This window comes from Microbacterium sp. DMC48 (assembly GCF_056313825.1).
Genome location: NZ_JBQUZN010000005.1, coordinates 1 through 13,472, shown reverse-complemented (window position 1 = coordinate 13,472; position 13,472 = coordinate 1). Strand labels below are relative to the sequence as shown.

The window sequence follows — 13,472 nt, the reverse complement described above, 5'->3', positions numbered from 1 at the left end:
AGCGCGGCGCGGCACCGGATACCGACGAGAAACGCCCCCGGAGACGTGAGCTCCGGGGGCGTTCTCGATGCGGATCAGAGGCTGATCGAATGCCCTGCCGAGCCGAGCTGCTGTGTCGCCTCGACGACGCGAGCGGCCATGGCCGTCTCGGCCACCTTGCCCCAGGCGCGCGGGTCGTAGGCCTTCTTGTTGCCCACCTCGCCGTCGACCTTCAACACGCCGTCGTAGTTGCTGAACATGAAGCCGGCGACCGAACGCGTGAAGGCGTACTGCGTGTCGGTGTCGATGTTCATCTTGACGACACCGTTGGCCACGGCGGTCGCGATCTCCTCCGGCGTCGAGCCGCTGCCACCGTGGAAGACCAGGTCGAGGGGCTTCGCGTCGGTGCCGAAGCGCTCCGCGATGCCCGCCTGGATCTCGCCGAGCAGCTCGGGGCGCAGCTTCACGTTGCCGGGCTTGTAGACGCCGTGCACATTGCCGAACGTCAGAGCGGCGATATAGCGGCCGTTCTCGCCGAGGCCGAGCGCCTCGACGAATCGAGACACGTCGGCGGTGGTCGTGTAGAGCGCCTCGTTGGAGCCCTCGTGCTTGACGCCGTCCTCTTCGCCGCCGACCACGCCGATCTCGACCTCGAGAATCGCGTTGATGTTCTTCATGCGAGGCAGCAACTCCTTCGCGATGGCGATGTTCTCGTCGAGCGCAACAGCCGACCCGTCCCACATGTGCGACTGGAAGATGGGGTTGCGACCGGCGCGGACCTCCTCCTCGGATGCCGCGATCAGCGGGAGCACGAAGTCCTCGAGGGCGGGCTTGGGGCAGTGGTCGGTGTGCAGAGCCACCGTGATCGGGTAGTTCTTGGCGACCTCGGTCGCGAACTTCGCGAACGCGAGCGCGCCGGTGGCGCGACCCTTCACGGTGTGGCCCGCGAAATAGTCGGCTCCGCCGGTGGTCACCTGGATGATGCCGTCGGATCCGGCTTCGGTCAGACCCTGCAGGATCGCGTTGATCGACTGCGAGCTGGCGGCGTTGATCGCGGGGAACGCGTAGCCACCGGCCTTCGCGCGGTCCAGCATCTCGGCGTATTGCTCAGGGGTGGCGACAGGCATTTCTGCTCCTCAGTTCTGCGGGGATTCCTGGCACAGCCTATCGAAGCACCAGCGACGTCGGTGAGGCCCCCGCCGGGCAAAAGCGCCGGGTCGAGCTTGCCGCAGTGATAAGAAGTGCGGTTCCTTCCTCAGGCATTGGCTGAAAACACCGCATCCGCGCGGTGCGGCCGCCTAGGCTGACGTCATGGTGAGCCTGACCGCGGACATGAGCCCTTTGCACCCCGACCGGAACCTGGCGATGGAGTTGGTGCGCGCGACGGAGGCGGCGGCCATTCGCTCCGTACCGTTCATCGGACGGGGCCAGAAGGAGAAGGCCGACGGTGCGGCCGTCGACGCCATGCGGGCGTTTCTCACCACGGTGAACTTCGACGGAGTCATCGTCATCGGCGAGGGCGAGAAGGACAACGCTCCCATGCTCTTCAACGGTGAACACGTGGGAACGGGTCGCGGACCCCAGTGCGACGTCGCCGTCGATCCGATCGACGGAACCTCGCTGACCGCCGAGGGACGCAACAACGCGCTTTCGGTTCTCGCGGTCTCCGATCGCGGCTCGATGCTCGACGCGTCGAGTGTGTTCTACATGGACAAGATCGTCACCGGTCCGGCCGGCGTCGGTGTCGTGGACATCCGCCTGCCCGTCGGCGAGAACATCCGTCTTCTGGCCAAGGCACTGGGCAAGCCCGTCGACGAGCTCGTGGTCTCGGTGCTGAACCGTCCCCGCCACGCCCGACTGATCGAGGAGATCCGCGACGCCGGCGCCGGAACGCGGCTGATGAGCGACGGTGACGTCGCCGGTGGGATCAACGCGGCACGGCACAACGCCCGTACCGACATGTGCATCGGCATCGGAGGCAGCCCCGAAGGCGTCGCGACCACGTGCGCGATCAAGGCGCTCGGAGGCCACATCCAAGGACGTCTCTGGCCGCGCGACGACGACGAGAAGCAGCGCGGGATCGATGCAGGTCTGAAAGTCGACGGCTACGTGTACGAGGCCGACGAACTGGTCACCGGCCGCAACACCATCTTCGTGGCCACGGGCGTCACGAACGGTGAACTGGTTGCCGGTGTTCGGCGTGACGGCGACTTCGTCTATACGGAGAGCGTCGTGCTGCGGGGGGCGTCGGGCACGTTGCGGCGTATTTCGTCGGAGCACCTCACGTCGAAGTGGCTCTGAGCGCGGACTGTAGCATCGGCGCGGCGCGCGCGGTATGGGGGACGTGAGAGCCTCCCCTCTGGCAGAATGGACAGCGGTGTCACCGGCGACACAGACGTTTCCACGGAGTCCGGGGGTCACATGTCCGCAGCATCCAGCAGTCCCAGAACGGGTCAGGTGAGCGTCACCGTCGACCCCGCACGTCGACCCGACGTGCTCTTGCGTCGCCGGATGCCGGAGGGTCACCAGGTCAGTGCCTGGTGGATGATCGGCGCATTCGTCGCGGTCTCCGTTTCCGTCGTCGCACTCCTCAACCTGTTCCCGGCCTGAGCGCTCCTCGACTCACAGCCGGTCCCGGACAGAGCCGAGGTCGGCGGAGATGCCCGGTTCGTGATCATCGGCACCGGCTGCGTTCGGCATCAGTTCCGGGGCGAGCATCTTGCGGGGCGTCTTCTCGATGGATGCGGGCGCCGTCGCGGCATCCAGCTTCGTCTCGTCGATGCCGGGAAACTTCCGCGCCGTCACGAGCACACGCGACTCGAGGGATCCGGTGAAGCGGTTGTAGCTGTCGACCGTGCGCTCGATGGCCCGACGGAGATCCTCGGCGTGTCCGGCGAGTCCGCCCAGCCGCTGGTACAGCTCGGTGCCCAGCTCGAACAGGCGGCGGGCCTCCGTGGACACCTCCTGCTGGGTCCAGGTGTAGGCCACCGTCTTCAGAACGGCCCAGAGGTTCACCGGTGACGCGAGTGCCACGCGCTGACGGAAGGCGTGATCGAGCAAGGTGGGATCCTCTTCGAGCGCGGTCGACAGGAGCGCCTCGTTCGGCAGGAAGCACACGACGAACTCGGGGCTCGCGTCCAGTCCCGACCAATACGACTTCTTCGCGAGGGCATCGACATGCGCGCGGACGGCTCGGACATGACGTTGGAGCAGCGCTGCGCGCCGGACGGCCTCCTCGCCGGTCGCCGTGATCGCGATCGCCGACGCCTCGAGGTAAGCATCCAACGGCACCTTCGCGTCGACGGCCAGCGACATGCCGCCGGGGAGGCGAACGATCATATCGGGTCTGCCGTCGCCGGCGTGGGAGGTCACCGACGCCTGCAGATCGAAATCCACATAGCGGGTGAGGCCCGCCGATTCGACCACGCGCCGCAACTGCGTCTCGCCCCAGACGCCGCGTGTGGCGTTCGAACGCAGCGCGCCCGCCAGGGACTCGGTGGTCGCTCGCAGCGCCTCATCGCTCGCGCGCGCGGCGCGCAGCTGCTCGGCGAGCGAACCGTACTGATTCTGGCGGTCGCGCTCGAGCTCGGTCACCTTCTGCTGCATCAGCTGGAGGGACTCCTGCACCGGCGCGAGCGCTCGAAGGACGAGCTGGTCACGTCGTTCACGTTCCTGCTGAGCGCTGAGGTCGGCGCGGGCCTGGGCTCCGAGGTCGCGAGTGATCGTGCGCTCATGTTCCAGCTGCGCGCCCAGCGCGCGAGCCGACGTCTCCGCCGCCGCCAGGCGTGCCGACAGGTCTGCGGTCTCGCGTGCCGTGCGCTCCGCGGCGCGCGAGACCCCGGTGATCCAGCCGCCGGCGGTGCCGACGACCAGGCACAGCGCTCCGACGACGATGAGGGTGAAGGCGTCCATGCCTCCAGGGTGGCGCACGCCACCGACATCCGTGGGCGCCGCGCGGTGGTGCGGTGTGCGGCCGTTCAGCCGACCGCCGGGGCGACGGGCGCGAGCCGGTCGCTGCCGGCGAGCCGCGGGACGCGCACACCGAGCAGCATGGCGAGTTCGACGACGTCGTGCGCACCGGCGCGCGCCGCGGCGTCAATCATGATGTGCGCGCAGGCGAGCGCGTCGGACGCGGCGTCGTGGTGGGCGAAGTCGAGGAATCCCGCGGCCGCGGCCACCGACGGCAGTCGATACGACGAGAGGTCGTAGGTCTTGCGGGCGACCTGGAGACTGCACAGGTAGCGGTACGACGGGCACGCGGCATCCGTCGCCTCGCACGCGCGCCGCAGGACGCTCATGTCGAATCCGGCGTTGTGGGCCACGACGACGTCGTCGCCCACGAACCGGTCGAGGGCCGCGAGCTGGTCGTTCCACGTCGGAGCATCCACGACGTCCTCCGGGCGGATGCCGTGGATGCCGATGTTCAGCTCGAAGAAGCGGTCGTGACCGGCCGGGGGCTTGATGAGCCAGCCCGCCGTCTCCACGACACGACCATCGCGCACACGAGTGAGACCGACCGCGCACGCCGAGGCGCTCGACGAGTTCGCGGTTTCGAAGTCGATCGCGGTGAAGTCGAGGGCCACCACTCAACTGTGCGCGTCGAGGCCACCCGGCATCGGCAGGCGCGCCGGGGGAGCGCGTTGCGGACCCCGGCGCACGGCGGGGAGCCAACCTGCTGCGTTCGCTCCCCGCCGGCCGTCGTGCCCGGGTCAGTAGCGCATGACGATCCGACCGTCGATCTGGCCCTTCTCCATCCGCTCGAAGATGTCGTTGACGTCCTCGAGGCTCTCCACGTGCACGGTGGGGTGGATCTGACCGCGGGCATAGAAGTCGAGCGCTTCGATCATGTCCTGGCGCGTGCCGACGATCGATCCGCGGATCGTGATCGCGCGCAGGACGATGTCGAAGATGTCGGCGTCGAAGGTCCCGGGCGGCAGACCGTTGAAGACGATGGTGGCTCCCCGCCGCACGACGCTGAGCGCCTGGTCGAAGGCCCGGGGATGCACCGCGGTGACCAGGACACCGTGCGTTCCGCCCGTGTGCTCTTGGATCGCGATGCCGGGATCCGCGTCCCTGGCGTTGACCGTCACCTCCGCGCCGTGGCGACGAGCCAGTTCCAGCTTGGCGTCGTCGACATCGACGGCGGCCACACGCATGCCCATGGCTCGCGCGTACTGCACCGCGATGTGGCCGAGTCCGCCGATGCCGGAGATCGTCACCCACTCGCCCGGTCGCACGCCGGTCATCTTCAGCCCCTTGTACACGGTGACCCCGGCGCAGAGGATCGGAGCGACCTCGAACGGGTCGGCTCCGTCGGGAATCCGCGCGGCGTACTTCTCATCGACGAGCATGAACTCGCCGAAGCTGCCGTCGACCGAGTAGCCGCCGTTCTGCTGAGCAGGGCACAGCGTCTCCCACCCGGTGCGGCAGTACTCGCACGTTCCGCAGGCGGACCATAGCCAGGCGTTGCCGACCTTCTGGCCGACGGTGAGTGTCGTGACGCCGGCACCGAGGGCGACGACCTCGCCGTAGCCTTCGTGGCCGGGGATCAGAGTGCCCTTCGGTGCGACCGGCCAGTCGCCGCGCGCGGCGTGGAGGTCGGTGTGGCAGACGCCGCTGGTGATCACGCGCACGAGCGCCTGGCCGGGCCCGGGCCGTGGCACGGGGACCTCGGAGACGGTGAGCGGCTCGCCGGGCGCGGTGACCACCGCGGCGCGCATCGTCGTGGCGATCGCGTCGGTCGCCGCGGCAGCAGGGGTGTCGGTCAGAGTCGTCATTGACATCACTTCCTCTCGGCGGAGCCGTTCCGCCCGATGCCTCGACGGTAAGAACGTCGACGTTGCAAGAGGTTGCGGGCGTAGGGTCGGCTCATGGCGACGCGTGACGAGATGGCTGCGAGCTTCGGCTCGGCGGCCAAGGAGTACGAGGCGGGCCGGCCGACCTACCCGGCGGCGGCCGTGAGGTGGTTGCTGGCTCCGATCGGCCCGCGCCCGCGGGTCGCAGACGTCGGGGCGGGTACCGGCAAGCTCACCGCCGCGCTGGTCGATGCCGGTGCCGACGTGATCGCGGTGGAGCCGGATGCCGCCATGCTGGCCCCCCTGCGCGAGAGCCTTCCTGCCGTGGAGACGCTGATCGGCTCGGCGGAGCGCATGAACCTTCCGGACGAGAGCGTCGATGCCGTCGCCTTCGGTCAAGCGTGGCACTGGGTCGACGTGGCCGCGGCGTCCGTCGAGGTCGGACGCGTCCTGAAGCCGGGCGGCGTCCTCGGTCTGGTCTGGAACATCCGCGATGAGACCACGCCGTGGGTTGCCCGCCTCGGGGCCATCATGAAGGGCAGTCACGCCGAAGAGCTGCTCGCCGGTGCGGGGCCGACCGTCGCCGCGCCCTTCGGGACGCTCGAGCGGAGGACCTGGCGGTGGTCGCGACGGCTGACCCGGTCAGAACTCGCGGCGATGGTGCGATCGCGCAGCTATGTCATCACGGCGGCATCGGGCGAGCGGGACCGCATCCTCGCGGAGGTCGACGAGCTCTTCGCCGCATCGTGTCACCCGGTCGAGGACGGCGTCGACGTCGTCGATCTGCCGTACCGCACGGAGGTGTTCCGCAGCATCCGCGGATGAGCGCGCGAAGGCCGCTCCCAGGGGCGGATGCCGCGTCGAGACCTCAGGCCGCGTAGAGGACGGCGCCGCCGTCGACCGTGACGCGGACCTCGTCGCCGAGAGCCGGGATCGGTGTGCCGATGGCACGCAACGGCACGGCGACGGTCGTGCCGTCGGCGCAGGCGAGGGTCGCGGTGGCCGTCGCGCCCACGAGCGCGATGGCGGTCACACGGGCGGGCGCCGCCTCGGCATCCGTCGTCAGCCTGAGCTGTGTCGGGCGCACCATGGCGACGCTCGTCGAGGCGCCGCCGGAGAAGTCGGCGTCGATGGCGAGCGTGCCGATGGGACACCGGAATCCGCCGGCCGCGGTCTTCTCGCCCGCCAACAGGACGATGTCACCGAGCAGACGCGCCACGGTTGCCGACACCGGGCGTGCGAACACGTCGGCGCACGGGCCGGCCTGCTGCAGCCGTCCGCCGTCGAGCACCGCGACGGCCTGCCCGAAGGCGAGAGCCTCTTCGGGATCGTGGGTCACCAGCACGCTGGTCACCTGCGCCCGCGTCAGCGCTTCGACGACCTGTGCGCGCACCTGCGTGCGCAACTCGGTGTCGAGTGCACTGAAAGGCTCGTCGAGCAGCAGGACGCGCGGGTGCGGCGCGAGGGCTCGAGCGAGAGAGACGCGCTGCTGCTGACCTCCGGAGATCTCGTGGGGATAGCGCTCGAGCAGCTCCGGTTCGATACCGGCGAGCGTGGCGGCGGCCGCAACCGCGCCGGTGCGTTCGCCGCGCACGGAGCCTCGAAGCCCGAAGGCGATGTTCCGCCGTGCGGTGAGGTGAGGGAAGAGGGCGCCGTCCTGTGCGACGTAGCCGATCCGTCGCCGATGCGGCGCCAGATGGCGCGTGGCCGTGGCGGCGATCTCCTCACCCAGACGGATCTCGCCGCCTGTGATCCGTTCGAACCCGGCGATCGCACGCAGAAGCGTGGACTTGCCGCTTCCCGACGGTCCCACGATCGCGAGCCGTTCGCCGTCGGCGACGGCCAGCTGCACGCCATCGAGCACGAGGTCCGCGCCGAGGCGCACGGCGGCATCCGTCACGGTCAACGAGGTCATCGATCGCTCCGTCGTCGGGCGTCGGCGAGGAGGAGAGCGACGCTCGGAACCGACAGCACGATGAGCATGATCGCATACGGCGCGCCGGCGACGAAGTCGGCGTTCGAGGTCTCAGACCAGAACTGGGTGGCGAGGGTGCGGGTCCCGCTCGGCGCCAGCAGGAGGGTCGCCGTCAGCTCGTTCGCGCAGCCGAGCCCGACGAGGGCCAACGCCGCGCCGAATGACGATGCCATGAGCGGAGCCGTCACCTGGACCGTCGCCGCGAACCGCGTCCGGCCGAGGGTCTGTGCCGCTTCCTCGAGGCGCGGAGGCACCTGCGCCAAACCGCTGCGAAGGCTCACCAGGGCGCGGGGGAGGAAAACGATGACGTAGGCCGCGATGACGGTTGCGGGGGTCTGATATAGCCCCGGCACGACGCGAAGGGTCACCGTGACCAGGGCGAGAGCGACGATGATCGTCGGGAGGCTGCTGGCCAGGTACATCGCGCCCTCGATGCTGCGGGCGAGTCGGCTGGGGTGTCGCACACTCAACCAGGCGCAGGGGAGGGCGACGACGGTCGCGGCGAGCGCTCCGGCTCCGGACAGCACGAGGGTCTGCGCGAGCGCAGGCAGGAGATGAATGCTCTGCCAGCCCTCCGGGCGCAGTGCCCATCGCAGCAGACTCGCGCCCGGGATGCACACGGCGAGGATGAGGATGCCGCTGAGCGCGGCCATGACGGGGATCGCTGCCCGTCCCAGCCGATGGGGGACGGCGGGGCGTGCGGCGCCGCGTCCGACCCTCGCGTACCGCAGGCGACCGCGTGCGCTCGCCTCGCCGACGAGCAGCACGAGACAGAGGGCCGCGAGGACGACGCCCAGCGCATTGGCTGCGGGGCCGGCGAAGCTGGACTGGAACTGACTGACGATCGCCGTGGTGAAGGTGTCGAAGCGCAGCAGCGCGAACGCGCCGTACTCGGCGAGCAGGTGAAGTGCGACCACGAGGCCGCCACCCAGGATCGCCACGCGCAGTTGGGGAAGGACGACTCGCCCGAAGGTGGCGAGCGGGCCCAGTCCGAGCGCACGCGCCGACTCTTCGAGCGACGGATCGAGGCGGCGGAGTGTCGCCAGCGCCGGAAGGTAGACGAGCGGGTAGTAGGCGCCGACGGCGATCAGCAGTCCGCCGCCGAGTCCCTGCAGAGAGGGAACCGCGGAGATCCATCCGTATCCGCTGACGAAGGCGGGCATGGCCAGCGGGGAGGCCAGCGCGATCGCCCAGGCTTTTCGGCCGGGCAGTGTCGTGCGTTCCACGGTCCATGCCGCCCCGACCCCCACCACGACGCACAGCGGTACGGCGAGAACGAGCAGGCCCGCGGTGTTGGCGAGCAGTTCGCCCACCCGGGGGCGGAACACCTGAGCGCTCAGTTGCGACCAGCCCTCGGAGACGGCCACCCAGACGACGAAGCCGACCGGAATGAGCAGCACCGCTGCCGCGATCAGGGCGAGCACCAGCAGCGGCACCGGCGCGGTGAACGCGCGGTGCCGCTGCGTGGGTCCGCTGACCCTGGAAGGGGCGGCGGTGGCGAGGCTCAGATGAGCCCCGCGGCGGTCATGAGGTCCGTGACCTTCTTGCTGTTCAGCGTCGACGGGTCGATCGCCGGCGGCTGCAGCGAACTCAGCGGCGGCAGGGCGGGGTTGGAGGCGACGTCGCTGCCGATCGCGTACTCGAAGCTTGTCCCGTCGCGAAGAATCTGCTGCCCGTCGGGGCCGGTGATGAAAGCGAGGAACTGCTGGGCGGCAGCCGCGTTCTTGCTGGAGGCCAGCACCCCTCCGCCCGACACGCTGACGAAGGCCCCCGGATCCTGGGCGCCGAAGTAGGCCAGCTTCGTGTTGGCGCTGTTCTCTTTCGTCTTGGCCTGATCGATGAACCAGTAGTAGTGGTAGATCACGCCGAGCGGAATCTCTCCGGCGTTGACGGCCTTCATGACGGTGCTGTTGCCCTTGTACGCGGACGCGTTCTCCTTCATGGCGGCGAGCCACGCCGCCGTGGCGTCCTCGCCCTTCTCCTGCAGGATGGCCGAGACGATCGCCTGGAAGTCCGCTCCGGTGGGCGACGCGGCCCATCGTCCCTTCCACTCCGGCTTCTGCAGATCCATGATCGAGGTGGGCAGCTGGTCGGCGGCGATGAGTGCGGGGTTGTAGACCATCACGGTGGACCGTGCGGCGATGCCCGTCCAGTCGCCGCTCGCCGGACGGTACTGCGCGGGGACGGCGGCCAGGGTCGCGGCGTCGATGGGGGCGAGCAGCCCCGCGTTCTCGACCAGGGACATCGCGGGGGAGTTCTCGGTGAGGAAGACGTCCGCCGGTGAGGCGGCTCCCTCCTGAACGATCTGGTTGCCGAGCTCGGAGTCGCTGCCGTTTCGCAGAACCACGTCGATGCCGGTCTTCTTCGTGAAGGCGTCGGCCCACGCCTGCGTCAGTTCCTCGTGCTGCGCGTTGTAGACGGTGATCGAGGTACCGCTCAGGGAGGACGGATCCGCGGATGAGGAGGCGCCGGGGGCGGCGGAACCCGCGCAGGCGGAGAGACCGAGCGCGGCGATGGTGAGAACGGATGCCGCCGCGAGGCGGCGAGGGACGGACACAGGCATGACAGCACTCTCTTTTGAAGATAGGTAACCCTTACTTTAGTCGCGCGTCAGGGATGGTGAGGAACCGCACGGTCGCGGCGGGGACGGCCTGATCGCCCCCGTAGACTTGACGCCCGTGGCTCTTACCATCGGAATCGTGGGTCTTCCCAACGTCGGCAAGTCGACCCTGTTCAACGCGCTGACGAAGAACCAGGTGCTCGCGGCGAACTACCCGTTCGCGACGATCGAACCGAACGTCGGGGTCGTGAACCTCCCCGATCCGCGGTTGGGCGCGCTCGCCAAGGTCTTCGGCAGTGAGCGCATCCTTCCCGCCGCGGTCTCGTTCGTCGACATCGCCGGCATCGTGCGCGGAGCGAGCGAGGGCGAGGGCCTCGGCAACAAGTTCCTGGCGAACATTCGCGAGGCCGATGCGATCGCTCAGGTCGTGCGCGGATTCGCCGATTCCGACGTCGTGCACGTCGACGGCAAGGTCGACCCGGCATCCGACATGGAGACGATCAACGCGGAGCTTCAGCTCGCCGACCTCGAGACGCTCGAGAAGGCGATCACGCGGTATGAGAAGGAAGTGCGGGGAAAGAAGCTCGACCCTGCCGTCCTCGATGCCGCCGTCGGCGCGCGCGACGCGCTGCAGCGGGGCGTGCTGCTCTCGGCCTCCGGGATCGACCTGGCTCCCATCAAGGAGCTGGGTCTTCTCACCGCGAAGCCCTTCATCTTCGTCTTCAACGTCGACGAGGCGGTGTTGACCGATGCCGCCCGCAAGGCCGAGCTGGCCGCGCTCGTCGCGCCGGCCACAGCGGTCTTCCTCGACGCGAAGATCGAGTCGGAGCTGATCGACCTCGACCCCGAGGAGGCAGCGGAGCTGCTCGCCTCGACCGGTCAGGACGAGTCCGGTCTCGATCAGCTCGCGCGCATCGGCTTCGACACGCTGGGTCTTCAGACGTACTTGACGGCGGGCCCGAAGGAAGCGCGGGCCTGGACCATCGGCAAGGGATGGAAGGCTCCGCAGGCCGCTGGCGTGATCCACACCGATTTCGAGAAGGGCTTCATCAAGGCCGAGGTGATCTCGTTCGACGACCTCGTCGCGCTCGGGTCGGTCGCCGAGGCGCGCGCGAAGGGCAAGGCGCGCCTGGAGGGCAAGGACTACGTCATGCAGGATGGCGACGTGGTGGAGTTCCGCTTCAACGTCTGACCCGGGACGGATCAACCGCGACGACACCGCCGCTGCCGGTCTGCCCCGAGGGAGGCGAAGAAGCGTGCGTCGCCCGGATGGCCTCAAAGCTCTACAGTGAGCGCATGAACTCCGCTGCACCGGCGCCCGATGTCGGTCAGTCGCGCGCGGGAGTGACCTGGGCGCTCCTCGGCGGGTCCTTCCCGAACCTCGTGCAGTGGTACAACCTGTACGCCTTCGCGGTGTTCGCGCCGTTCTTCCGGACGGAGTTCTTCGACCCCTCGGACGGCGGTTCGCTGATCTACGTCTACGCGATCTTCGCGCTCACGTTCGTCATGCGTCCGATCGGATCGTGGATCTTCGGGCGTATCGCCGGGCGCCGCGGCCTGCGATTCGCGCTCGTGTCGAGCGTGCTCCTCATGTCTGCCGGCTCCGCTGTCCTGGCGATCAGTCCGACGCAATCCCACGTCGGCGCCTGGTCCGCCGGCATTCTGCTGCTCGTCGGCGCGGTCCAGGGGATCGCGACCGGCGGTGAGTATGGAGCCTCGGCGGTGTACCTGGCGGACGTCGCGGCCTTCGGCCGTCGTGGCTTCTCATCGTCGTTCCAGACGGCGACGATCGTTGCCGGCCAGGTCCTTGCGCAGGCGACACTGCTCATCCTGCTCTCGGTCGTGGATCGCGCGCAGATCTCGGCGTGGGGGTGGCGGGTCGCGTTCGGGCTGGGTGCGCTCGCGGGAGTGATGACGTTGGCTCTCGCCCGACGGATGCCGAGCGAGCGAACGCGTCCTGCGGCGGCGGGGCTCGCGGATCTCTTTCGTGACGGCTGGCGACCGTTGTTCTGGGTCGTGCTGATGACGTCGGGTGGCACGGCGGCGTTCTACACGTTCACGGTGACGGTGCCGTCCGTGTCGCGTGAAGCGGCGTTCGCTGCCGGAGGGTCGGATGCCGAGCGCGCGAGCACGACGGCCATCCTCATCGCGATGATCGTCCTGATGCTGCTCCAGCCCGTGGGCGGCGCCATGAGCGACCGCATCGGGCGAAAGCCTCTGCTGGTGTTCTTCGGGGCCGCCGGCGTCGTCGTGATCGGACCCGCTGTCATGATCGCCCCCGGGCTCACGGCGCCGTCGACGCTGTTCGCAGTGCTGCTCGTCGTCTTCGTCGTGCTCACCGGATATCTCGCGACCAACACGATCGCCAAGGCCGAGGCGTTCCCACCGGAGTTGCGGGCTCTGGGCGTCGGGTTCGGTTATGCGGTGTCCAACTCGCTGTTCGGCGGAACGGCGCCGCTTCTGTATCACGCGACGGCCACGGTGCCGTGGCTCTTCTCGGCGTATGTGACCGTGCTGGTGGCGGTCACCCTGGCTGCGGCGCTCGTCATGCGAACCCGTGCTCCGAGCACGGAGGTCTATGGCTCGGAGCTACGCGGGTTCCGTCGTGCGGATGGCGCCGCAGGTCACACACGACCATGCGAGGAGGAATCGCTCGTCGTCCAGAATCTCGAAGCCGAGGCGGTCGCCGCACAGAGGGCACCGTGGGCCTGCATCGGGGAGCATGCGCATGGAGTCAGTATCTCGCCGGAAGGAGGGAGGTGGTCAGGCGGCCTGGCAGCGCGACACGCCCGGGATGTGGGTGTGATTTGCTGGATGGTGGTGTGCCGCGTAAGTTATTACTTGTTCGCCCCACAGGGAAGAGCGAAGGGCCGGAAGGCCTCGCCCCCTCAAGCGGAGAACCGAATCCCATCCCAAACCTCTCGGTAGAGAGAACAGGACTTCTGGTCTAGGATGGGAATCCCCTCGCGAAGGACGTCGTCGGTAGCCACTGTGGATCTGAGATCCCGAAGCGCCGACTTGACAAGCTGCGCGAGAGGGATAAGATTGTGAAGTTGCCCTGCGGGCGAGGCTGGAAGGCCGAGCTGCGGGAGCGTCCGATCCTTGAGAACTCAACAGCGTGCACTTGTCAAATGCCAAATTACCTCGTCCCTGCCTTTTTGGT

The 13,472-nt window shown here is 68.7% G+C and carries 12 protein-coding genes; 5 read left to right on the top strand and 7 right to left on the bottom strand.

Features of this window, described 5'->3' with window-relative positions; all coding sequences use genetic code 11:
• Positions 1-74: 74 nt before the first annotated feature.
• Positions 75-1,106 carry a class II fructose-bisphosphate aldolase gene (gene fbaA, locus ACT53O_RS09125; protein ID WP_039412325.1) on the bottom strand — a complete coding sequence of 344 codons (1,032 nt, stop codon included), beginning with the start codon at positions 1,104-1,106 and terminating at the stop codon, positions 75-77.
• Between the two features lie 184 nt (positions 1,107-1,290).
• On the opposite strand from fbaA, the gene glpX reads away from it, so the two are divergent.
• Positions 1,291-2,280 carry a class II fructose-bisphosphatase gene (gene glpX / locus ACT53O_RS09120; RefSeq protein ID WP_112931245.1) on the top strand — a complete coding sequence of 330 codons (990 nt, stop codon included), beginning with the start codon at positions 1,291-1,293 and terminating at the stop codon, positions 2,278-2,280.
• A gap of 156 nt (positions 2,281-2,436) precedes the next feature.
• Positions 2,437-2,589 carry a hypothetical protein gene (locus ACT53O_RS09115; protein ID WP_231560220.1) on the top strand — a complete coding sequence of 51 codons (153 nt, stop codon included), beginning with the start codon at positions 2,437-2,439 and terminating at the stop codon, positions 2,587-2,589.
• A 12-nt stretch (positions 2,590-2,601) separates the two neighbouring features.
• Here the strand turns inward: ACT53O_RS09115 and ACT53O_RS09110 are convergent, their stop codons facing one another.
• From ACT53O_RS09110 to adhP, 3 genes are all read right to left on the bottom strand, one after another.
• A complete protein-coding gene (locus ACT53O_RS09110) occupies positions 2,602-3,891 on the bottom strand; it encodes a DNA recombination protein RmuC (RefSeq protein ID WP_347417381.1) in 1,290 nt (429 codons plus the stop codon).
• 65 nt (positions 3,892-3,956) lie between these two features.
• Positions 3,957-4,562 carry a 3'-5' exonuclease gene (locus tag ACT53O_RS09105; RefSeq protein ID WP_347417380.1) on the bottom strand — a complete coding sequence of 202 codons (606 nt, stop codon included), beginning with the start codon at positions 4,560-4,562 and terminating at the stop codon, positions 3,957-3,959.
• Positions 4,563-4,688: 126 nt separating this feature from the next.
• Positions 4,689-5,756, bottom strand: coding sequence for an alcohol dehydrogenase AdhP (gene adhP / locus ACT53O_RS09100; protein WP_476151996.1), 1,068 nt, complete (start codon positions 5,754-5,756; stop codon positions 4,689-4,691).
• 93 nt (positions 5,757-5,849) lie between these two features.
• On the opposite strand from adhP, the gene ACT53O_RS09095 reads away from it, so the two are divergent.
• A complete protein-coding gene (locus ACT53O_RS09095; RefSeq protein WP_476151994.1) occupies positions 5,850-6,599 on the top strand; it encodes a class I SAM-dependent methyltransferase in 750 nt (249 codons plus the stop codon).
• Between the two features lie 43 nt (positions 6,600-6,642).
• On the opposite strand, the gene ACT53O_RS09090 is transcribed toward ACT53O_RS09095, so the two are convergent.
• The 3 genes from ACT53O_RS09090 to ACT53O_RS09080 form a co-directional block, all read right to left on the bottom strand.
• Entirely contained in the window at positions 6,643-7,689 is a 1,047-nt protein-coding gene (locus ACT53O_RS09090) for an ABC transporter ATP-binding protein (RefSeq protein WP_476151992.1), read from the bottom strand.
• The gene (locus tag ACT53O_RS09085; RefSeq protein ID WP_476151990.1) at positions 7,686-9,185 is read right to left on the bottom strand and encodes an ABC transporter permease; all 1,500 of its coding nucleotides are present in this window, start codon (positions 9,183-9,185) and stop codon (positions 7,686-7,688) included. Before ACT53O_RS09085 ends, ACT53O_RS09090 begins: the two co-directional genes overlap by 4 nt.
• A 68-nt stretch (positions 9,186-9,253) precedes the next feature.
• Positions 9,254-10,312 carry an iron ABC transporter substrate-binding protein gene (locus ACT53O_RS09080; protein ID WP_112931251.1) on the bottom strand — a complete coding sequence of 353 codons (1,059 nt, stop codon included), beginning with the start codon at positions 10,310-10,312 and terminating at the stop codon, positions 9,254-9,256.
• Between the two features lie 115 nt (positions 10,313-10,427).
• Between ACT53O_RS09080 and ychF the strand changes: the two genes are divergently transcribed.
• Positions 10,428-11,501 (top strand): redox-regulated ATPase YchF, encoded by a 1,074-nt coding sequence (gene ychF / locus ACT53O_RS09075; protein WP_039412348.1) that lies wholly within the window; start codon positions 10,428-10,430, stop codon positions 11,499-11,501.
• 104 nt (positions 11,502-11,605) lie between these two features.
• Positions 11,606-13,237, top strand: a complete 1,632-nt coding sequence (locus ACT53O_RS09070; protein ID WP_476151987.1) for an MFS transporter — start codon at positions 11,606-11,608, stop codon at positions 13,235-13,237.
• Positions 13,238-13,472: the final 235 nt, after the last annotated feature.